Genomic DNA, 19598 nt, shown 5'->3' on the forward strand with positions numbered 1-19598 from the left:
TCAAGCGACGGCAACGACGTCGAGAATGCGTTGCACCACACGGTCCTGGTCAATCCCGGCCGCTTCGGCTTCGAACGACAGGATGATGCGATGGCGCAGCACGTCGAACAGCACCGCCTGGATGTCTTCCGGGCTGACAAAGTCGCGACCGGCCAGCCAGGCATGGGCGCGCGCGCAGCGATCCAGGGCGATGGAGCCACGGGGGCTGGCGCCGTAGGCGATCCATTCGGCCATTTCCGGGTCGAACTTGGCCGGGGTGCGCGTGGCCATGACCAGTTGCACCAGGTATTCCTCCACCGCATCGGCCATGTACAGGCCGAGGATTTCCTTGCGCGCGGCAAAGATCGCCTGCTGGCTGACGCGGCGCTCGGGCTTGGTTTCGCCGTTGAGGGCTTCGCCACGGGCCTGTTGCAGGATGCGCCGTTCGACGGCCGCGTCGGGGAAGCCGATCTTGACGTGCATCAGGAAACGGTCGAGCTGGGCCTCGGGCAGCGGGTAGGTGCCTTCCTGCTCGATGGGGTTTTGCGTGGCCATCACCAGAAACAGCGGGGACAGGTCGTAGGTACTGCGCCCGACGCTGACCTGGCGCTCGGCCATGGCCTCCAACAGCGCCGATTGCACCTTGGCCGGGGCGCGGTTGATCTCGTCCGCCAGCACCAGGTTGTGGAAGATCGGCCCTTGCTGGAACACGAAACTGCCGGTTTCCGGGCGATAGATCTCGGTGCCGGTGATGTCGGCGGGCAACAGGTCGGGGGTGAACTGGATACGATGGAACTGCGCTTCGATGCCTTCGGCCAGCTCTTTGATCGCCTTGGTCTTGGCCAGGCCCGGCGCGCCTTCCACCAGCATATGGCCGTCGGCGAGCAGGGCGATCAGCAGGCGATCGATGAGTTTTTCCTGGCCGAGAATCTGCGTAGAAAGAAAGGTTCGCAGCGCGAGCAGCGCTTCACGATGTTCCATCGATGACGGTTCCTGGAGAGATGAGCCTGTGCGTCATGTAACAAACGACAGCCTGGGGCGCCTACTTTAATGCATGGCAGGGGGTGGCGACTAACGGCACGCGGGGTATTTTTAGCAAAACTTGTAGGAAAATTGTGTGAGAGGCACAAAGGACGGCGAGCAGGCGTGTCCGCTCACCGCCTCTGCTTCAACGGCAGGGCACCCCGGGATGCCAAGGCTGGCTATGCACGGCAGAGTTGAGATCCGGGCGTTTGTCGAGGCTGTAGAAGTTCTGTTTGTAGGCCATGCCGTTGTACGACACCGCCTCTGCGTAGGTTGAATACACCTTGGTGGGCGACCACGCCGGAATGTCGCGGCAACTGCCCGAAGGTGGCGGGGCCTTGACGGTGATCGGTTTTTCCAGTCGCAGCGTACCGCCGCGCCCGTCACTGACCACGACACTGACGATGACGCGGGTATCGCCGGTGACCGCAGGGGCGGTGAGGGTGACGCTGCGGGTATTGCCGATGGTGCCGGTGAAGCCGGTCGGGCGCGTCCACGTGTAGCTCATCGCGTCGCCGTCAGGGTCGCTGGTGTTGGCGATGAAGCTCACAGCCTTGCCCGAATCGACCGTTTCGCTGCCCTGCAGGCTGCCGACGGGTGGGCGGTTGGCGGGGGTGCCGGTGGTCACCGTGAGGCTGTGGCTGGCCGTCGCACGGCGATCGCGTTCATCGGTGACGGTCAGGGTGATGACGCGTGTTCCCGCCGTATTCGGAGCAATAAAGCTGCTGGATGCTTGCGCCGAAAAGTCCGGGTTGAAGCCAGTGGCCGCCCAGGCGAAGCGCAAGCCTTGGCCCGTGGAGGAGGCCCCCGATAGCAGCACCGCCTTGCCGGCCTCAACACTGGAAGGGCCGGTGATCCTGGCGACCGGCAGCCCGTTGCCGCAGGTGCCCAGGCGCCGCCAGGGTTTGGCGGCGCCGGTTTCAACAAAGTTCAGATCGGGGCGAGCGTTTTGCGTCCAGTGCGCCACTTGGTAGTTGTAACCGCTGTAGGAGACTTTTTCGCCAGCGGAGGCATATACCTTGCTCGCAATCCAGGGGGCGGCGCAGTCGCCGACCGGAGGCGCGTCAGGGGCCTTGATGGTCATGTTTTCCCTCAGGTTGAGGGTGTGGGTGCCGTCGGACACCGCCACGGAAATCGAGGTCAGGGTATCGGCGGTTACGGGCGGGGCGGTCAATGCCAAGGTCGGTCCATCCCCGTCCGGAGGGGTAAACCCGTCGGCATTCCAGCGATAGGTCAGCGGTTTTTGCGTGGGCGATTGCGCATAGACATGGCCGTTGAACGTCTCTCCCGATTTGGCTTGCTCGGGGATGGCCAGCCGGCCCGTGGGCGGTTGGCCGGCGCCGTCGGCAAGCAGTTTGCGGATGGCGGCCTCCAGGTCCGGTTGCACGCCAATCTCGGTACGGTTGCCGTTGGCTTGTGGATAGCCGGTCTCCACGAGGATTCTGCGCAGTTCCTTGGGGGCGAGATTGCCCAGGCCATTGGCCCGCGCCACACCTTGCAGCGATGCCATCACCCCGGCAATGATCGGGTTGGCGGAGGAGGTGCCGCTGTAGGTGTGGGTATAGGCGCTGGTGGGGTTGGCGGTGGTCCAGGTCGTCGTGGTGACGGAGCCGCCCCAACTGAACAGGTCGACGCGTCTGCCGTATTGGGAGTAATAGGCTCTCAAACCGCTCGTGGGGGACACGGCGCCCGCGTAGATGCTGCCGGAATCGAATCTGTTGCGATCAAAGTAGCCGTTGAAGTAGGGGTGGTCCAGGTTGATATTGCCGTTTGCCGCAGCCAGTACGACATGCACACCTTTTTCCATCGTCAGGTAGGTGATGATGTCGCGTACCATGCTGTTGTATTCCAGGGGCATGTAGCAGTTCTGGGTGCAGCCGACTGCTGGAAAGGGCGTGTAATTCATATGCACGCCCAGTTGCAACACATCGCCGGGGCTCAGTTGTTCGGCGGTTTGCAGCAATCGGCTGGGGCCATATTGCGAATAGCCCAGTTGTGCATGGGGCACGATGCCGGTGGTGCCGAAGCCGTTGTCCCTGGAGCCTATGGTGCCGACGCTGGCCGTGTCGTGGTAGCCAGTAAGAGCCCCTGCATCGACTTCCAGAAAAGGTTTGGGCAGGTCCACGTGGTTGTAGGCCCAATGATCGATCTCCGAAGAGATCACCCGCATGTTGTAGCCCTTGCCACCGGGTACGGTCCAGGCCTTCACCGCGTTTACACCGCCGATGTTGTAGGGCGGCACGGCTTGTCGGCCAAGCAGGTAGTGCTGGCGTCCGGTATGGTCCGGTATGCTGCCGCGCGCACTGCCTGCGATGGGTTCGGCCTTGTCGTCGTGCATGCCCTCCACCACGGGTTCAAAGTCGACGTCTTCTATGGCCGGGTCTTGCTTGAGTTGGTGGCGCAGTGCGTCAGCCTGCCTGTGGCTCAAGTGGCGCGTGTCGACGATGTAGTAGCGGTCCAGCCGATGGCGGCGCAGGGCTTCTGCATCCGCCAGCGTGCGGGCCTTGCTCGGCGTTACCAGCGGCTTGATGTTGGGCACGCGGTGCTGGAAGGTGCTGGAGGGGTCGACGAGGTCCTGAAGATTTCGCGACCTAGATCCGTCGTCTTTGATCAGCAGAATCAAGTGTGAATAGTCAGTGTTGGCTGCGGATGCCGCCAGCGCTGATGAAACCGTAGCCAAAAGGCCAATGGCCAGGAACTTGCTGAGGGATTTCATCGAGGCACCCGTGCAGTCACCGTTGCTTTGCTCAGCTAAGGCCGGAAACACGGGGCCGGGTACTGTTAGAAATAACAGTACCGACCAACGGTCAAGGGCATCGGTGAAGGCTGCGCCAGTGCGATTCAGGCGCGGATGTAGGTGCCGGTGCCCTTGAGGATGTTTTGCAGGGTTTGTTCCACTTCTGCCATCTCCGCTGCGGCGGTGGCGTGGGTTATCTCCAATTGGTCCTTGCCGCCCAGTGCATCGGCATCGCCCGCTGCCAGCTCTACCCGCAATGTCGTGTCGCTGAGGGTGACTTTCAGCCCATCCAGGGTCGACGGCTCATAGTCCCAGGTCAGTTCCACTTCGTCTTCGTCGGGGTAGCGGGTGAGCATGAACATCTCGCCGTTCCTGCCGTGGCAGCAGAGCATGGCCATGTTGTCTTCTTCGTCGTCGCACGGGGTGGCCATCAGGGCGTCGGTTTTCAGTTGCAGCATGGGGAATCCTGTCTGGGGTAGGGCGTTGCGTAGGCAATTGTGCCATTGCGGCGAATTTTGTGCTGCTTCCTGTGTCAGACCCAGCGCATGACCTGACGGGCAATACCGGTCATTTTCGGTACTCGGGGCGGGGAAAATAGCCGGTTTTTCTACCGGGAATTCCGGGTTGCCCAAGTCGCAACCCCACGCCTGCGTACCGATGACCGAATATGTCGCAGCATCGCAAGCACCCGGCTTCCCACACTCGTTAAGCTGCGCAACGGATGTGCACGTGCCAGGCGCCTGACCTGCCCGTCGTACCGTCACCCGGCAAGGTGCGCATCTTATGGAAGTTGTATGTGACCTCATTGTCTTGTCCAGCTTCACCCACCTGTCACCCTGATTCGTTTATGGTGCTTAACTCGTTACCTGCGAACAGAGCTGACGGTCTCCCCACCAGGGGATAACACGCGACGCTTCCATCAATAACAAGCCCAAGCGGAGTACCACAGATGGCGTTCTTCACCGCAGCCAGCAAGGCCGACTTCCAGCATCAACTGCAAGCGGCACTGGCGCAGCACATCAGTGAACAGGCACTGCCACAAGTGGCGCTGTTCGCTGAACAATTCTTCGGCATCATTTCCCTGGATGAACTGACCCAGCGTCGCCTTTCCGACCTGGCCGGTTGCACCCTGTCTGCCTGGCGCCTGCTTGAGCGCTTTGATCACACCCAACCGCAAGTGCGGGTCTACAACCCCGATTACGAACGTCATGGCTGGCAATCTACCCACACTGCGGTCGAAGTGCTGCACCATGACCTGCCATTCCTGGTGGACTCGGTACGCACCGAGCTGAACCGCCGTGGCTACAGCATCCATACCCTGCAGACCACCGTGCTCAGCGTGCGCCGTGGCAGCAAGGGCGAGTTGCTGGAAATCCTGCCCAAGGGCACCCAGGGCGAAGGCATCGAGCAAGAATCGCTGATGTACCTGGAAATCGACCGCTGCGCCAACGCCGCCGAACTGAACGTGCTGAGCAAAGAGCTTGAGCAGGTACTGGGCGAAGTGCGCGTGGCCGTGGCCGATTTCGAACCGATGAAGGCCAAGGTTCAGGAGCTGCTGGATGGTATCGACGCCAGCCCGTTCGGCATCGACGGCGAAGAGAAAGCCGAGATCAAGAACTTCCTGGAATGGCTGGTGGGCAACCACTTCACCTTCCTCGGCTATGAAGAGTTCGTGGTACGTGACGAGGCGGACGGCGGTCATATCGAATATGACGCCAGCTCGTTCCTCGGTCTGACCAAGCTGCTGCGCGCCGGCCTGACCGCCGACGACCTGCGCATCGAAGACTACGCCGTGTCGTACCTGCGCGAGTCGACCGTGCTGTCGTTCGCCAAGGCCGCGCACCCAAGCCGTGTGCACCGCCCGGCTTACCCGGACTACGTGTCGATCCGCCAGATCGATGCCGACGGCAAGGTGATCAAGGAATGCCGCTTCATGGGCCTCTACACCTCGTCGGTGTATGGCGAAAGCGTGCGCGTCATCCCGTATATCCGCCGCAAGGTCGCGGAAATCGAGCGTCGCTCGGGCTTCCAGGCCAAGGCGCACCTGGGCAAGGAGCTTGCTCAAGTCGTTGAAGTGCTGCCCCGTGACGACCTGTTCCAGACCCCGGTCGACGAGCTGTTCAGCACCGTGATGTCGATCGTGCAGATCCAGGAACGCAACAAGATCCGTGTGTTCCTGCGTAAAGACCCGTACGGTCGTTTCTGCTACTGCCTGGCCTACGTGCCGCGCGACATCTATTCCACCGAAGTGCGCCAGAAGATCCAGCAAGTGCTGATGGATCGCCTGAAAGCCTCGGACTGCGAATTCTGGACCTTCTTCTCCGAATCCGTGCTGGCGCGCGTGCAGCTGATTCTGCGGGTCGACCCGAAGAACCGCCTGGACATCGACCCGCTGCAACTGGAAAAAGAAGTGGTGCAGGCCTGCCGCAGCTGGCAGGACGACTACTCCAGCCTCGTTGTGGAAAGCTTCGGCGAAGCCCACGGCACCAACGTGCTGGCGGACTTCCCGAAAGGCTTCCCGGCCGGCTACCGCGAGCGTTTCGCTGCGCACTCGGCCGTGGTCGACATGCAGCACCTGCTCAGCCTCACCGAAGCCAACCCGCTGGTGATGAGCTTCTATCAGCCGCTGGGCCAGGTCTCCGGCCAGCGCGAGCTGCATTGCAAGCTGTATCACGCCGATACCCCGCTGGCGCTGTCCGACGTCTTGCCGATCCTGGAAAACCTCGGCCTGCGCGTGCTGGGTGAGTTCCCGTACCGCCTGCGCCATGCCAACGGCCGCGAGTTCTGGATCCACGATTTTGCGTTCATCGCCGCCGAAGGCGTGAACCTGGACATCCAGCAGCTCAACGACACCCTGCAGGACGCGTTCGTGCACATCGTGCATGGCGATGCAGAGAACGATGCGTTCAACCGCCTGGTACTCACCGCCGGCCTGCCATGGCGCGACGTCGCGCTGTTGCGTGCCTACGCCCGTTACCTCAAGCAGATCCGCCTGGGCTTCGACCTCGGCTACATCGCCAGCACCCTGAACAACCACACCGACATCGCCCGCGAGTTGACCCGGTTGTTCAAGACCCGCTTCTATCTGGCGCGCAAGCTCACCGCCGATGACCTGGAAGACAAGCAGCAACGCCTGGAACAAGCGATCCTCACGGCCCTGGACGACGTCCAGGTGCTCAACGAAGACCGCATCCTGCGGCGCTACCTGGACCTGATCAAGGCCACCCTGCGCACCAACTTCTACCAGACCGACGCCAACGGCCAGAACAAGTCGTACTTCAGCTTCAAGTTCGACCCGCGTGCCATCCCCGAGCTGCCCAAGCCGGTGCCGAAGTTTGAAATCTTCGTCTACTCGCCGCGTGTCGAAGGCGTGCACCTACGCTTTGGCAATGTGGCCCGTGGCGGCCTGCGCTGGTCCGACCGTGAAGAAGACTTCCGTACCGAAGTGCTCGGCCTGGTCAAAGCCCAGCAAGTGAAGAACTCGGTGATCGTGCCGGTGGGCGCCAAGGGCGGCTTCCTGCCGCGTCGCCTGCCATTGGGCGGCAGCCGTGACGAGATCGCGGCCGAGGGCATCGCCTGCTACCGCATCTTCATTTCCGGCCTGTTGGACATCACCGACAACCTGAAGGATGGCGCCCTGGTGCCGCCGGCCAACGTCGTGCGCCATGACGACGATGACCCGTACCTGGTGGTGGCAGCGGACAAGGGCACCGCGACCTTCTCCGACATCGCCAACGGCATCGCCATCGACTACGGCTTCTGGCTGGGCGATGCCTTTGCCTCCGGTGGTTCCGCCGGTTACGACCACAAGAAAATGGGCATCACTGCCAAGGGGGCTTGGGTCGGTGTGCAGCGTCACTTCCGTGAGCGCGGCATCAACGTGCAGGAAGACAGCATCACCGTGGTGGGCGTCGGCGATATGGCCGGCGACGTGTTCGGTAACGGCCTGTTGATGTCCGACAAGCTGCAACTGGTCGCGGCCTTCAACCACCTGCATATCTTTATCGACCCGAACCCGAACCCGGCCACCAGCTTCGTCGAGCGCCAGCGCATGTTCGAGCTGCCGCGTTCGGCCTGGACCGACTACGACACCAGCATCATGTCCGAAGGCGGCGGTATCTTCTCGCGCAGCGCGAAGAGCATTGCCATCTCGCCACAGATGAAGGAACGCTTTGACATTTCGGCCGACAAGCTGACCCCGACCGAACTGCTGAACGCCTTGCTCAAGGCGCCGGTGGACCTGTTGTGGAACGGCGGTATCGGTACCTACGTCAAGGCCAGCACCGAAAGCCATGCCGATGTAGGCGACAAGGCCAACGACGCGCTGCGCGTCAACGGCAACGAGCTGCGCTGCAAGGTGGTGGGCGAGGGCGGTAACCTCGGCATGACCCAGCTGGGCCGTGTGGAATTCGGTCTCAATGGTGGCGGCTCCAACACCGACTTCATCGACAACGCCGGTGGCGTGGACTGCTCCGACCACGAAGTGAACATCAAGATCCTGCTCAACGAAGTGGTGCAGGCCGGCGACATGACCGACAAGCAACGCAACCAGTTGCTGGCGAGCATGACCGACGAAGTCGGCAGCCTGGTGTTGGGCAACAACTACAAGCAGACCCAGGCCCTGTCCCTGGCTGCGCGCCGTGCCTACGAGCGTGCCGCCGAGTACAAGCGCCTGATGAGCGACCTGGAAGGCCGTGGCAAGCTGGACCGCGCCATCGAGTACCTGCCGACCGAGGAGCAGCTCACCGAGCGCGCTTCCACCGGCAAGGGCCTGACCCGTCCGGAACTGTCGGTGCTGATTTCCTACAGCAAGATCGACCTCAAGGAAGCGCTGCTCAAGTCGCTGGTACCGGATGATGACTACCTGACCCGCGACATGGAGACCGCGTTCCCACCGAGCCTGGTGGCCAAGTTCGGCGAAGCCATGCGTCGCCACCGTCTGAAGCGCGAGATCGTCAGCACCCAGATCGCCAACGACCTGGTCAACCACATGGGCATCACCTTTGTGCAGCGACTCAAGGAGTCGACCGGCATGAGCCCGGCGAACGTGGCCGGTGCCTACGTGATCGTGCGCGACATCTTCCACCTCCCGCACTGGTTCCGCCAGATCGAAGCCCTGGACCACCAGGTCTCCGCTGACGTGCAATTGCAGTTGATGGATGAGTTGATGCGCCTGGGCCGTCGCGCCACGCGCTGGTTCCTGCGCAGCCGTCGCAACGAGCAGGACGCCGGCCGTGACACCGCGCACTTCGGTCCGCACCTGGCCGCGTTGGGCCTCAAGCTCGACGAACTGCTGGAAGGTCCGACCCGCGAAGGCTGGCAGACCCGCTACCAGGCCTACACCGAAGCCGGCGTGCCGGAGTTGCTGGCGCGCATGGTTGCAGGCACGACCCACCTGTACACCTTGCTGCCGATCATCGAAGCCGCTGATGTGACCGGGCATGACGCCGCCGAAGTGGCCAAGGCCTACTTCGCTGTCGGCAGCGCCCTGGACCTGCCGTGGTATCTGCAGCAGATCAGCGATCTGCCCGTGGCCAACAACTGGCAGGCCCAGGCCCGCGAAGCGTTCCGCGACGATGTGGACTGGCAGCAACGTGCGATCACCATTTCCGTCCTGCAAATGGCCGACGCGCCACAGGACATGGAAGCCCGCGTGGCCCTGTGGCTTGAGCAGCACAAGGACATGGCTGATCGTTGGGTCGCAATGATGGTGGAAATCCGTGCTGCGGTCGGCACGGACTACGCCATGTACGCGGTGGCCAACCGTGAGTTGCTGGACCTGGCGTTGAGTGGTCAATCGGTGTTGTAAAACAACGACTGGTACTGGAAAAATCCCTGAATCTCACGATTCAGGGATTTTTTTTGGCCCGGTGAACCCGGGCAGCCCGCTATTGGACGATTATTTCGCAGTGCCCGGAATGATCAACTCCTCAAGGCGAGAGAAGGGTTCAATAGCCTTTTCTGCAAGTTGGGTCAGGGTCGTGTTGGCCTTTTCCCAATCCATTTGCGTCATCTGCATTTCGATTGCGTGGAGGTCGGATGCAAGCATGGGAACCTCTTCAACCTCCGCTGTTTTCTTGAGTACATACTTCAACATCGCGTAGGCCAGGCCGAGGTCCTTGGCTAGGCCGTACGTGCGCGGCGCCTGTCGCTCGCCAGGGGCATAGCGGGATGCGTCTTTTTGCGCGCGTGCAAAGTTGGCGAGTGCGTAGCCGTATTCGAGCATCCCGTATACCTGTCCCATCCACGCCAGTTGAGCAAGACGTGATTGTTTTTCGGCAAAGCTGGCATTCGACTCATCAGAAAAGACTCGTGCGTGTACCGCCAAAGGCAGTCCACCGTCTGCGGACGCTTGCAGGAGTTCTTCGATTCGGGCGTGGCGTAGGGTGTCGTTACTAAAAATCTCAGGCTTTTGTTGATACAACTGGGCGAGTTTGTATTGGGCTTGGTTCCAGCCGACGGCGGCGGACTTCTCCAACCAGTGGGTGTCATTGGTAATGAGGTACATGTAATACATGCCCTGGGGATTCTCTTGGCTCGCCGGGTTGGTCAGCAGGCCCTTGGCTTTTTCCAGGGACTGGGCGTCACCCAGTTGTATCAAGGCAGGAATATAGTTCTGAGCCGCAGCCAATCTGAGCCATTTCTTTGTATCGTCGCTTGCGTGGGAAGTGACCTCACCGTTCTTGTGATGCCAGATGCCGTCGCGGTAAGCACCGCATGTGGCCAGGGCGAACTGAGACCAAGCGTTGCCGGTCGCGGCGGCTATGTTTAGAAAGCGCTCGGCTTCTTCAAGTTTGTTGAGCTGGAATATTTTCGCTCCCGTGTAAAGCGCAGCATCGTTCAACTCGTTCAGAGCCGTCTGCATTTCCAGTGGCATTGTTGTTTTTTGCGTGTTCAGTTGCGAAAGCACGCTGAACAGTGCTGGTCGTATTTTTGAATCTGATTTCATGATTGGTACCTGTAATACGCACTCAAATTGTGCGCAAACAGGGTGTGAGATTGCCTGGGCCCTCAGGCGTTAGATAGCTATTGCGTTAGCTTGAGCAGTTTCGATTCCAGGTGATCCAAATGCTGGGTCATCAGGCTGATCGCACGGTTGACGTCGCGTTGCTCAACTGCGTCGACAATCGCCACATGCTCCTGCCACGCGCAATACGTGCAGGCTTTGGCCTCATATTGCGCAATGATCAACGACGTCAGCGGCACCAGGCTGTTCAGGAACTGCGCCAGCGGCGCATTTCCTGCTATGGCTGCCAACTGCAGGTGAAACTCCCCCGACAAGCGTATCGCCGGCCCACGCTGGTCACGTTCAATGCAATCGCGCTCGCGGGCGATCAATTCGCGTAATTGGCGGATTTGCCCGGAGCTGGCCTGGGCGCATGCCAATTGCACCACGGTCATTTCGGTCATGCGCCGCGCTTCGAGGATTTGCCGCGTCTGCTGGGCATCCGGCGCCGCCACTTGGGCGCGCTGGTTCGGACGCAGGATAATCACTTGCTGATGGGACAGTTTGGCCAATACCCGACGGATCACGCTGCGGCTCACGCCGAAGGTTTCGCCCAGGCTTTCTTCGGTGAAGCGGCTGGCCGGGGCGATGCGTTGTTCGAGGATTGCGTCGAACAACCGTGGGTAGATGTCATCCACCGAAGGCTTCTTGCCGGCCACCAGGCGCAGGGTGGGCAAGTAGGGGTCGTGTTGCAGGGCGTGGGCGGTCATGGCCGGTCTCCAATAAATCAGCTGCCCAGATGATCGTCCGGGATATTCAGGCGAATGCCCATGCGCAGGCCTTCCTGGAGGATATGCCGGCGCATCTCGGCACTGGCCAGGGCGCTGTTCTTGTTGCGGATGGCGCGTACCACCGCCTCATTTTCCTGCAGGCGTTCCGCCAGGTGCTCGGGTGAGTTGCGCAGCACCTGGGTGCTTTGCTTGAGGGCATTGCTGGTTTGCTGCACCACGTTCTGGAAGATCGGGTTGGAGGTGAGCGCGAACAGTTCCTCATGAAAGTCGAGGTAAGCGTTCATGCCGGCTTCGGCGTCACCGGCATCCAGGGCTTCGCGCATGTCCATCAGGGTCAGGCGCAATTGGCCGACTTCCTTGCTGCTGATGGACTGGGCCACCAGGCCGACGATAAAGGGTTCGAGGGTGTAGCGCAGTTGCAGGATGTCTTCGAGGCTGGCGTCGGCCACGGCGTCGCTCGATTGTGGTTCGCTGACGCTGGTTTCCAGCACGACCACACCTTTGCCGGGCATGGAGCGCACCAAGCCGAGGGTTTCCAGCACGATGACCGCTTCGCGCAGGCTGGGGCGGCTGATGCCCATCTGTTCGGCCAGTTCGCGCTGGCCGGGCAGCATTTCGCCCCGGCGCCACTGACCGCGAGCCAGGGCGGCGCGGAGTTTTTCTACGACTGAATTGACGACGGTTGAGGTGCTGATCACGTCGTGCGCTCCTTAAAAATGAATAATTCCTGCACTGTAGGAGCGAGCTTGCTCGCGAAAAACTTCAAGTCACCGCGTGCATCCAGAATGCCCGCGTTATCGTTGACGACCTTCGCGAGCAAGCTCGCTCCTACAGTGGAAAGCGTTTGGCGTTTTAAAATTCCTGGTGGGCCGGCACTACCGGCTTCCTGGCCTGGAAGGCATAACCTTGCTGGCCGTCCAGCACCTTGTTGGCGCGTTGGATATCGATGTCTTTTTCCCAGCGCGCGATGGCCACGGTGGCGACGCAGTTGCCGATCAGGTTGGTCAACGCGCGACCGATGCCCATGAACCAGTCCACCGCCAACACCAGCACCAGGCCGACCACCGGAATCGCCGGGATCGCCGTGAGCGTCGCCGCCAGGATCACCAGGGCCGAGCCGGGAATCCCGTGGGCACCCTTGGAGGTGATCAGCGACACCAGCAGGATGGTCAGCAGATCGGTCATCGACAGCGGCGTGCCGGTGGCGTTGGCGATAAACACGATGGCCAGGGTCAGGTAGATCGAGAAACCGTCGAGGTTGAACGAGTACCCGGTTGGAATCACCAGGCCCACGGTGGAACTGCCGATGCCCAGGTGTTCGAGTTTGCGCATGACCTGCGGCAGCACCGCGTCGGAGGAGGCGGTACCCATCACGATCAACAGTTCTTCGCGCAGGTACTTGAGCAACGGCAGCATGCGCAGGCCCGACAGGCGCATCACCAGGCCGAGGATCAGCGCGACGAAGGCAAGGCAGGTCAGGTAGAACAGGCCCACCAGGCTGCCCAAGTGTTGCAGGGAGTCCAGCCCGTAGGTGCTGGTGGTGAAGGCGATTGCGCCGAACACACCGATCGGCGCCAGGCGCACGATCATGCCCATGATGCGGAAAATCACGTGGCTGAGTTCGTTGATCAGCCGGGTGATGCCCGAGGCTGCTTCGCCTACCAGGTTCAGCGCGCTGCCGAACAGTACCGAGAACAGCAGCACTTGCAGCACGTTGTTGTCGGCAAAGGCGCCGATCACCGAATTAGGGATCAGGTCCATCAGGAACTGGCTGGTGCCTTTGATGTGCTGGCCCTTGTCGGCCAGTTCATTCAGGCCGGCAGAGGAGAGCTGCTCCAGGTGGATATTGGCACCTTGGCCGATCCCGGTGCTGAAGGCCATGATCAGGCCGATCACCAGGGCGATGGTGGTGAGGATCTCAAAGTAGATCACCGACTTGAGGCCGATGCGCCCGACCTTCTTCAAGTCGCCGGCCCCGGAAATACCACTGACCACCACGCAGAACACGATCAGGCCGATCAGCATCTTGATCAGCTTGATAAAGCCGTCACCCAGGGGTTTGAGTTGCGAGGAGAATTCGGGAAGGGCCAGGCCGCACACGATGCCGAGCATCAGGCCAATCACGACTTGCAGGAAAATCGAACGCGAGCACCATCTGAGCATGGGAGGGATCTCTATTCGGTGCCCTGGTGGTTCCAGGGCTTAATTGTTGTGGTCATACCGGTAAGTCCAGTGCGTCGCCAGTCTAGGCCAGGTATTTTTGAAATCACAAGTAAAAATTCGGCGGTTGGCAGGTCCCGGTCTGACCAGTTGGTCGCGAAGGTGGATGCTTGAGCGGTTGGCGGGGCGCAAATTTTTTCGCTTATCATTCGCCGCCTGGCACATGAGGTGATGGATGGACAAACCAGGACTGACCACCGACGAAGCAGGGCTGACCCACTGCACCTGGCGCACGGCCGCGCCGGAATACCTCCGTTATCACGACCACGAGTGGGGCGTACCGGTGGCGGATGATGTTCAGCTGTACGAGAAGATCTGCCTGGAAGGCTTCCAGGCCGGCATGGCCTGGATCACCATCCTGCGCAAGCGCGAGCCGTTCAGGGCGGCATTCGACGGTTTTGATTTTCGCCGGGTGGCGCAGTACGGCGAGGCGGATGTCGAGCGGTTGATGCAGGACGCGGGCATCGTGCGTAACCGGGCGAAGATCGTTTCCACCATCAACAACGCCCGCCGGGCGTGTGAGCTGGTGGATGAGACCGGCTCGCTGGCGCAGTGGTTATGGGCGTTCGAACCCGGCCCTGAAGAGCGCCCGGCAGTGGTGGACCTGGCTTACTGGACGGGCAATCCCATCTCGCCGGCCTCGGTGCGCCTGTCCAAGGCCTTGAAGAAACGTGGCTGGACGTTCGTCGGGCCGACCACGATGTATGCGCTGATGCAGGCGATGGGGATGGTCAATGATCACCTTGATGGGTGCGTGTGCCGCCCAAAGATCGAAGAACTGCGCCGCCAGTTCAAGCGCCCGTGAGTCGCTGACGGAGGGAGGGGGCTTCATCCATATTGCTGATTGGTGATGAGGCTGATTAGTGAGGAAGAGGGGTCAACACCTCGGCCTTGTCATCCAGCACCATCACTACCAGCAGCCTGGCCGGCTGGGTCTGGCTGGCATTGCTGGATTCAAAGTGTCGCGAACCCGCGGGCTCGTAGAACGATTCGCCAACCGTGTAGGTCCTGGCTTTCTCATCATTCACCCGCGAGGTAATCGCGCCTTCGAGCACATAGGCCACGGCCGTGCCCGTGTGGCTGTGGGGTACGGTGGCCTGGCCGGGGGCGTAGTCCACGGTGAGCATGAGGGTTTTCTTGCCGGGCACCTGGGGCAGCGCGTGTTCTTGCAGGACCTTGATCGATTCCTGGTTGTACACGGGCGGGTGGGCAAAGGCGCTGAGCGAGGCGAGCATCAGGGTGGTGGCGAGCAGGCGTTTCATGGCGAAGTTTCCGAGTAGTTCGAGACCTGCCCACCCTACGCCGGGATTTTCCAGCGACCAATGACCAATGCGCCGGAAAACCGCCTAGCCAATCTGTAGGAGAATATCGCGCACCTTGTCCAACGCCGGGTCGATGTCGAGGGTCTCGATGGCCCCAAACCCGATGATCAGGCCCGGACGCACCGGCGTGTCGTGGAAGAACACGTCCAGCGGGTATAGGCCGACTTCCACCTGGCGCGCCAATTCCATCAGCAACGGGATATTCACCGGTACTTTGCACAACGCCGCCATATGGAACCCGGCGACGGTGGGCACCGCTTCGAACCACGGCGACAGGTCGCCCGCCAGGCGCTGCAAAATGCGCTCGCGGCGCCCGGCGTATACGCTGTGGCAGCGGCGAATATGCTTGAGCAAATAGCCTTCGCTGATGAATTTGGCCAGCGCCCATTGCGGCAATGTGGAGCTGTGCTGGTCGGTCAATTGCTTGGCCTTGAGCACCGCGCCGTAGATCGCCGGCGGCAGCACCGCATAGCCCAGGCGCAGTTCGGGCAACAGGGTCTTGGAGAACGTCCCGACGTAGGTGACCACGCCACGGCTGTCCATGCTTTGCAGGGAGTCGGTCGGCCGGCCTTCGTAGCGGAACTCGCTGTCGTAGTCGTCCTCGATGATGATCGCACCCAACTCGAAGGCGCGTGCCAGCAGTGACTCCCGACGTGGCAGGCTCATGGGCATGCCGAGGGGGAACTGGTGGGAGGGCGTGACGTAGATCAGCCGGGCGCCATCGGGGATCCGGTCGACCTGAATGCCTTGTTCATCGATGGGAACCCCGATGACCAAGGCCCCCATCGCCATGAACAACTGGCGCGCGGGGCTGTAGCCGGGGTCTTCCATGGCGACGATGCTGCCCGGCTCCAGCACCACGCGGGCGATCAGGTCCAACGCCTGCTGCGCACCGTTGGTGACCACGATGTCGCTGTCGCGGCATTTGACCCCACGGGAAAACGCGATATGCCCGGCGATGGCACTGCGCAGTGCCGGCACCCCTTCGGGCTGGCTGTAGAACCCACTGTTCTGGGCGATGCGCCGCAGCGCATCCTGGGTGCAGCGCCGCCATTCATCCTGGGGGAACTGGTTGCGGCTGGTGGCGCCGCCGATAAATTCGTAGCGCAACGTGCTGTCGCGGGTGGGATGGCGCATGGGCGAGGGCAGTGACTGCCACTTCGCCAGGTTGGCGGCGCAGGCCAGGTCGGTGGCGGTCTGCACGCGATTCGGCTGTGGTGCCCACGCGTTGACGAAGGTGCCACGGCCAATCTTGCCCACCAGCAGGCCTTCGTAGGTCAGGGTGGCGTAGGTATCGGATACGGTCTTGCGCGATACGCCTAATTGCTCGGCCAGCAGGCGGCTGGGTGGCAGTTGCGCGCCCGCCGAGAGACGCCCGGTGGCGATGGCTTCACGCAACTGCTGATAAAGCTGGGCCGCCAGGTCCTTACGCCCGTTGATGACGATGTGGAGTTCCATGTTTCATCCTGAGACAGATCGATCTGCGCCAAGGTTACGCGTAAATCGATCTGTAGAAACCCAGGCGTACTCAGGACAGGAAGCCGCCATCCACATTCAGCGACACACCGGTGGTGTAGCTCGACGCATCGCTGGCCAGGTACAGCACCGCACCGGCCATCTCGCTCGGGTCGGCCACGCGCTTGAGCGGGATCTGCGCCAGGGCCATTTTCAGGATCGCGTCGTTCTTCACCAGCGCCGAGGCGAACTTGGTGTCGGTCAGGCCGGGCAACAGGGCGTTGCAACGAATGCCGAATTCGGCGCATTCCTTGGCGAACACCTTGGTCATGTTGATCACGGCGGCCTTGGTCACCGAGTAGATGCCCTGGAACACGCCCGGCGAAATGCCGTTGATCGACGCCACGTTGATGATGCTGCCGCCACCGTTCTCGCGCATCAGCTTGCCGGCTTCCACCGACATGAAGAAGTAGCCGCGAATGTTCACGTCAACGGTCTTCTGGAAGGCGCCGAGGTCGGTGTCCAGCACGTTGCAGAACTGCGGGTTGGTCGCGGCATTGTTGACCAGTATGTCCAGGCGGCCGAACTGTTCGCGGATGCCGGCAAACACCTGGGTAATCTGCTCCATTTCACCGATATGGCAGGCAATCGCCGTGGCCTTGCCGCCGTCGGCGATGATTGCATCCGCCACATGCTGGCAGCCTTCGAGCTTGCGGCTCGAGACGATCACGTGGGCGCCTTGCTGGGCAAGCAGCTTGGCGATGGCTTCACCGATGCCACGGCTGGCGCCGGACACAAAGGCAATCTTGCCGTCGAGGTCGAACAGGTGGGTCTTGGACATTAGCGATTCCTTAGAGGGCTGATTTACCGATGACATTCAGGCTCATCTGCTCCAGCAGCTTGTTCATGTGGATGAACTGCGCAAAGCGTTTGTCCTGGGTCTGGCCGTGGAAGAAACGGTAGTAGATCTGCTGCACGATGCCGGCCAGGCGGAACAGGCCGTAGGTGTAGTAGAAGTCGAAATTGTCGATCTGGATCCCGGCGCGCTCAGCGTAGTAATCCACGAACTGGCGGCGGGTGAGCATGCCGGGGGCATTGCTCGGTTGGCGGCGCATCAGTTGCACCGGCGCCGGGTCGTCGGCTTCGATCCAGTAGGCGAGGGTGTTGCCCAGGTCCATCAGCGGGTCGCCGAGGGTGGTCAGTTCCCAATCCAACACGCCGATGATCTGCATCGGGTTGTGCGGGTCGAGGATCACGTTATCGAAGCGGTAGTCGTTATGCACGATGCTCGAGGTGGGATGGTCGGCGGGCATCTTGTCGTTGAGCCAGGCACGTACCTTTTCCCAGTTGGGGGCGTCGGGGGTCAGGGCCTTTTCGTAGCGGTCGCTCCAGCCACCAATCTGGCGTGCCACATAACCTTCAGGCTTGCCCAGGTCGGCCAGGCCGCAGGCGCGGTAGTCGACCTGGTGCAGTTCGACGAACTTGTCGATAAAGCTTTTGCACAACGCCTCGGTCCGGGTGGCATCCAGGCCCAGTTCGGCGGGCAGGTCGGAACGCAGGATGATGCCGTTGACCCGTTCCATCACATAGAACTCGGCGCCGATCACCGACGCGTCGGTGCAGTGCACATAGGCCTTGGGGCAATACGGGAAACCATCCTTGAGCTGGTTGAGAATGCGGTATTCGCGGCCCATGTCGTGGGCGGACTTGGCCTTGTGGCCAAAGGGTGGGCGACGCAGCACGAATTCCTGGCCGGGGTATTCCAGCAGGTAGGTGAGGTTGGATGCGCCACCGGGGAACTGGCTGATCGTGGGCGTGCCGCTCAGGCCTGGGATATGGGCCTTGAGGTAGGGATCGATCAAGTTGGCATCAAGTTCTTCGCCTGGGCGAATCTGGGTCGATTGGTCGTTAAGCGCCATGCTTATCCCTTCTGCTTATTCTAAAGGCGTCGGACTATTTCCTAATCTAATGCGCACCACCGCCCAGCGACAAGGTCGGGGCGGCTTAATAGGTTAGCGTGTTGAAGGGTGATCAGCCTGCCTGATTGGTCATTTTACGGGCGGGGGCAGGACGACCGGGGTAAGCACCGGCCGGCCGGCAAAGTACTCCACCAGGTTGTCGGCCACACGCTGCACGGTGTCGTGGGCGGCCTCGGGAGACAGGCCGGCCACATGGGACGTGAGCACGGTATTGCTCAAGCGCTTGAGGGCATCCGGCACCTTGGGTTCATCGTCGAACACGTCCAGCGCCGCACCCCCGATACGGCGTTGTTCAAGGGCGGTGACCAGGTCGGCGGTGACCACCACGCTGCCACGGCCGATATTCACCAGGTAACCGTTCGGGCCGAGGGCGTCCAGGGCGTGGCGGTCGATCAAGTGGCGCGTGCCGGCGCCGCCGGGCGTGGCCAGGACCAGGAAATCCGAGCTGCGCGCCAGCTCCACGGCCGTGGCGCAGTAGGTGTAGTCCACATCATCGCGCGGCTGGCGGTTGTGATAGCTCACTTCCATGCCAAAGCCGAGGGCCGCGCGCTTGGCGATTTCCAGGCCCACCGCGCCGAGCCCGAGGATGCCCAATTGCTTGCCGCCCAGGGACGGGCGCATGACCTTGGGCCATTCGCTGCGGCGTACCGCTGCGTCCGTCTGGGGAATGCCGCGCACCAGCGACAACAGCAGCGCCATGGCGTGGTCGGCCACCGACGGCGCATTCACCCCGGCGCCATTGGTGACCACGATGCCGCGATTGCTCGCGGCCTGCAGGTCGACATGCTCATAACCGGCGCCGATCACGCAGATGATCTCCAGCATTGGCAGGGCCGCGATTTCTTCGGCATACAGGCCCAGCGGGCCCCGGGTCAGTACGGCCTTGATCTGCCCGCCATGGGTCTTGATCGCCTGGGCGCGCTCGCTGGGTGTGGGCGCCAGGATCACATGAAAGTCGTTGCTCTCGATGATTTGCAGGTATTCATTGATGGTTTCAACCAGAACCAGAACAGTGGTGGTCATCGGAAGGCTCTTCCTGAAGGGTTTGAGGGCATCAGTATGCGGGATTTGCAGGAGGGCGCGTTTTGCTCGGGTAGAAAAAATCTACGACTGCAGGCGCGAGCATGCTTGCTCCTACAGTCTGTA

The 19598-nt window shown here is 61.6% G+C and carries 14 protein-coding genes and 1 pseudogene; 2 read left to right on the forward strand and 13 right to left on the reverse strand.

What is annotated here, in order from left to right; genetic code table 11:
• From F6S08_RS13465 to F6S08_RS13475, 3 genes are all read right to left on the reverse strand, one after another.
• Complete coding sequence (locus tag F6S08_RS13465) at nucleotides 1–960, reverse strand: AAA family ATPase (protein ID WP_003174327.1); 960 nt, start codon at nucleotides 958–960, stop codon at nucleotides 1–3.
• 187 nt (nucleotides 961–1147) lie between these two features.
• The gene (locus F6S08_RS13470) at nucleotides 1148–3718 is read right to left on the reverse strand and encodes a S8 family serine peptidase (RefSeq protein ID WP_315871716.1); all 2571 of its coding nucleotides are present in this window, start codon (nucleotides 3716–3718) and stop codon (nucleotides 1148–1150) included.
• Between the two features lie 125 nt (nucleotides 3719–3843).
• Nucleotides 3844–4197, reverse strand: a complete 354-nt coding sequence (locus tag F6S08_RS13475) for a hypothetical protein (RefSeq protein ID WP_065927991.1) — start codon at nucleotides 4195–4197, stop codon at nucleotides 3844–3846.
• Between the two features lie 491 nt (nucleotides 4198–4688).
• Between F6S08_RS13475 and F6S08_RS13480 the strand changes: the two genes are divergently transcribed.
• Nucleotides 4689–9548: an NAD-glutamate dehydrogenase gene (locus tag F6S08_RS13480; protein ID WP_315871717.1), complete on the forward strand. Its 4860-nt coding sequence runs from the start codon at nucleotides 4689–4691 to the stop codon at nucleotides 9546–9548.
• Nucleotides 9549–9638: 90 nt separating this feature from the next.
• On the opposite strand, the gene F6S08_RS13485 is transcribed toward F6S08_RS13480, so the two are convergent.
• From F6S08_RS13485 to F6S08_RS13505, 5 genes and pseudogenes are all read right to left on the reverse strand, one after another.
• Complete coding sequence (locus tag F6S08_RS13485) at nucleotides 9639–10688, reverse strand: hypothetical protein (protein ID WP_137212534.1); 1050 nt, start codon at nucleotides 10686–10688, stop codon at nucleotides 9639–9641.
• 77 nt (nucleotides 10689–10765) lie between these two features.
• Complete coding sequence (locus tag F6S08_RS13490; protein WP_065927994.1) at nucleotides 10766–11455, reverse strand: GntR family transcriptional regulator; 690 nt, start codon at nucleotides 11453–11455, stop codon at nucleotides 10766–10768.
• A gap of 17 nt (nucleotides 11456–11472) precedes the next feature.
• On the reverse strand, nucleotides 11473–12174 hold the full coding sequence (locus tag F6S08_RS13495) for a FadR/GntR family transcriptional regulator (protein WP_065927995.1): 702 nt from the start codon (nucleotides 12172–12174) through the stop codon (nucleotides 11473–11475).
• A 32-nt stretch (nucleotides 12175–12206) separates the two neighbouring features.
• Nucleotides 12207–12335: pseudogene (locus F6S08_RS13500) on the reverse strand (outer membrane lipoprotein carrier protein LolA); the annotation flags it as partial.
• On the reverse strand, nucleotides 12329–13654 hold the full coding sequence (locus tag F6S08_RS13505; RefSeq protein WP_176718771.1) for a C4-dicarboxylate transporter DctA: 1326 nt from the start codon (nucleotides 13652–13654) through the stop codon (nucleotides 12329–12331). The gene F6S08_RS13505 and the pseudogene F6S08_RS13500, both read right to left, overlap by 7 nt.
• A gap of 217 nt (nucleotides 13655–13871) precedes the next feature.
• Between F6S08_RS13505 and F6S08_RS13510 the strand changes: the two genes are divergently transcribed.
• Nucleotides 13872–14501: a DNA-3-methyladenine glycosylase I gene (locus F6S08_RS13510; RefSeq protein ID WP_065948233.1), complete on the forward strand. Its 630-nt coding sequence runs from the start codon at nucleotides 13872–13874 to the stop codon at nucleotides 14499–14501.
• 55 nt (nucleotides 14502–14556) lie between these two features.
• Here F6S08_RS13510 and F6S08_RS13515 read toward each other — a convergent pair whose 3' ends face one another.
• The 5 genes from F6S08_RS13515 to F6S08_RS13535 form a co-directional block, all read right to left on the reverse strand.
• Nucleotides 14557–14958 carry a cupin domain-containing protein gene (locus F6S08_RS13515; RefSeq protein WP_065927998.1) on the reverse strand — a complete coding sequence of 134 codons (402 nt, stop codon included), beginning with the start codon at nucleotides 14956–14958 and terminating at the stop codon, nucleotides 14557–14559.
• 84 nt (nucleotides 14959–15042) lie between these two features.
• Complete coding sequence (locus tag F6S08_RS13520) at nucleotides 15043–16476, reverse strand: PLP-dependent aminotransferase family protein (protein ID WP_315871718.1); 1434 nt, start codon at nucleotides 16474–16476, stop codon at nucleotides 15043–15045.
• Nucleotides 16477–16546: 70 nt separating this feature from the next.
• A complete protein-coding gene (locus tag F6S08_RS13525; protein ID WP_027608558.1) occupies nucleotides 16547–17314 on the reverse strand; it encodes an SDR family oxidoreductase in 768 nt (255 codons plus the stop codon).
• Nucleotides 17315–17324: 10 nt separating this feature from the next.
• Nucleotides 17325–18392 carry a phosphotransferase family protein gene (locus F6S08_RS13530; protein WP_027608557.1) on the reverse strand — a complete coding sequence of 356 codons (1068 nt, stop codon included), beginning with the start codon at nucleotides 18390–18392 and terminating at the stop codon, nucleotides 17325–17327.
• 129 nt (nucleotides 18393–18521) lie between these two features.
• Nucleotides 18522–19475 (reverse strand): 2-hydroxyacid dehydrogenase, encoded by a 954-nt coding sequence (locus F6S08_RS13535; RefSeq protein WP_065928000.1) that lies wholly within the window; start codon nucleotides 19473–19475, stop codon nucleotides 18522–18524.
• Between the last annotated feature and the right edge of the window lie 123 nt (nucleotides 19476–19598).

Origin of the sequence: Pseudomonas sp. JV449 (assembly GCF_032424295.1) — a bacterium.
In the GTDB taxonomy this organism is placed as follows: Bacteria; Pseudomonadota; Gammaproteobacteria; order Pseudomonadales; family Pseudomonadaceae; genus Aquipseudomonas; species Aquipseudomonas marginalis.

What these genes read in the sequence shown, in the direction of transcription:
- F6S08_RS13525 (WP_027608558.1), bottom strand. Translation starts at nt 17,314, where the DNA reads ATGTCCAAGACCCACCTGTTCGACCTCGACGGCAAGATTGCCTTTGTG.
- F6S08_RS13530 (WP_027608557.1), bottom strand. Translation starts at nt 18,392, where the DNA reads ATGGCGCTTAACGACCAATCGACCCAGATTCGCCCAGGCGAAGAACTT.
- F6S08_RS13490 (WP_065927994.1), bottom strand. Translation starts at nt 11,455, where the DNA reads ATGACCGCCCACGCCCTGCAACACGACCCCTACTTGCCCACCCTGCGC.
- F6S08_RS13515 (WP_065927998.1), bottom strand. Translation starts at nt 14,958, where the DNA reads ATGAAACGCCTGCTCGCCACCACCCTGATGCTCGCCTCGCTCAGCGCC.
- F6S08_RS13485 (WP_137212534.1), bottom strand. Translation starts at nt 10,688, where the DNA reads ATGAAATCAGATTCAAAAATACGACCAGCACTGTTCAGCGTGCTTTCG.
- F6S08_RS13465 (WP_003174327.1), bottom strand. Translation starts at nt 960, where the DNA reads ATGGAACATCGTGAAGCGCTGCTCGCGCTGCGAACCTTTCTTTCTACG.
- F6S08_RS13480 (WP_315871717.1), top strand. Translation starts at nt 4,689, where the DNA reads ATGGCGTTCTTCACCGCAGCCAGCAAGGCCGACTTCCAGCATCAACTG.
- F6S08_RS13470 (WP_315871716.1), bottom strand. Translation starts at nt 3,718, where the DNA reads ATGAAATCCCTCAGCAAGTTCCTGGCCATTGGCCTTTTGGCTACGGTT.
- F6S08_RS13510 (WP_065948233.1), top strand. Translation starts at nt 13,872, where the DNA reads ATGGACAAACCAGGACTGACCACCGACGAAGCAGGGCTGACCCACTGC.
- F6S08_RS13535 (WP_065928000.1), bottom strand. Translation starts at nt 19,475, where the DNA reads ATGACCACCACTGTTCTGGTTCTGGTTGAAACCATCAATGAATACCTG.
- F6S08_RS13475 (WP_065927991.1), bottom strand. Translation starts at nt 4,197, where the DNA reads ATGCTGCAACTGAAAACCGACGCCCTGATGGCCACCCCGTGCGACGAC.
- F6S08_RS13520 (WP_315871718.1), bottom strand. Translation starts at nt 16,476, where the DNA reads ATGGAACTCCACATCGTCATCAACGGGCGTAAGGACCTGGCGGCCCAG.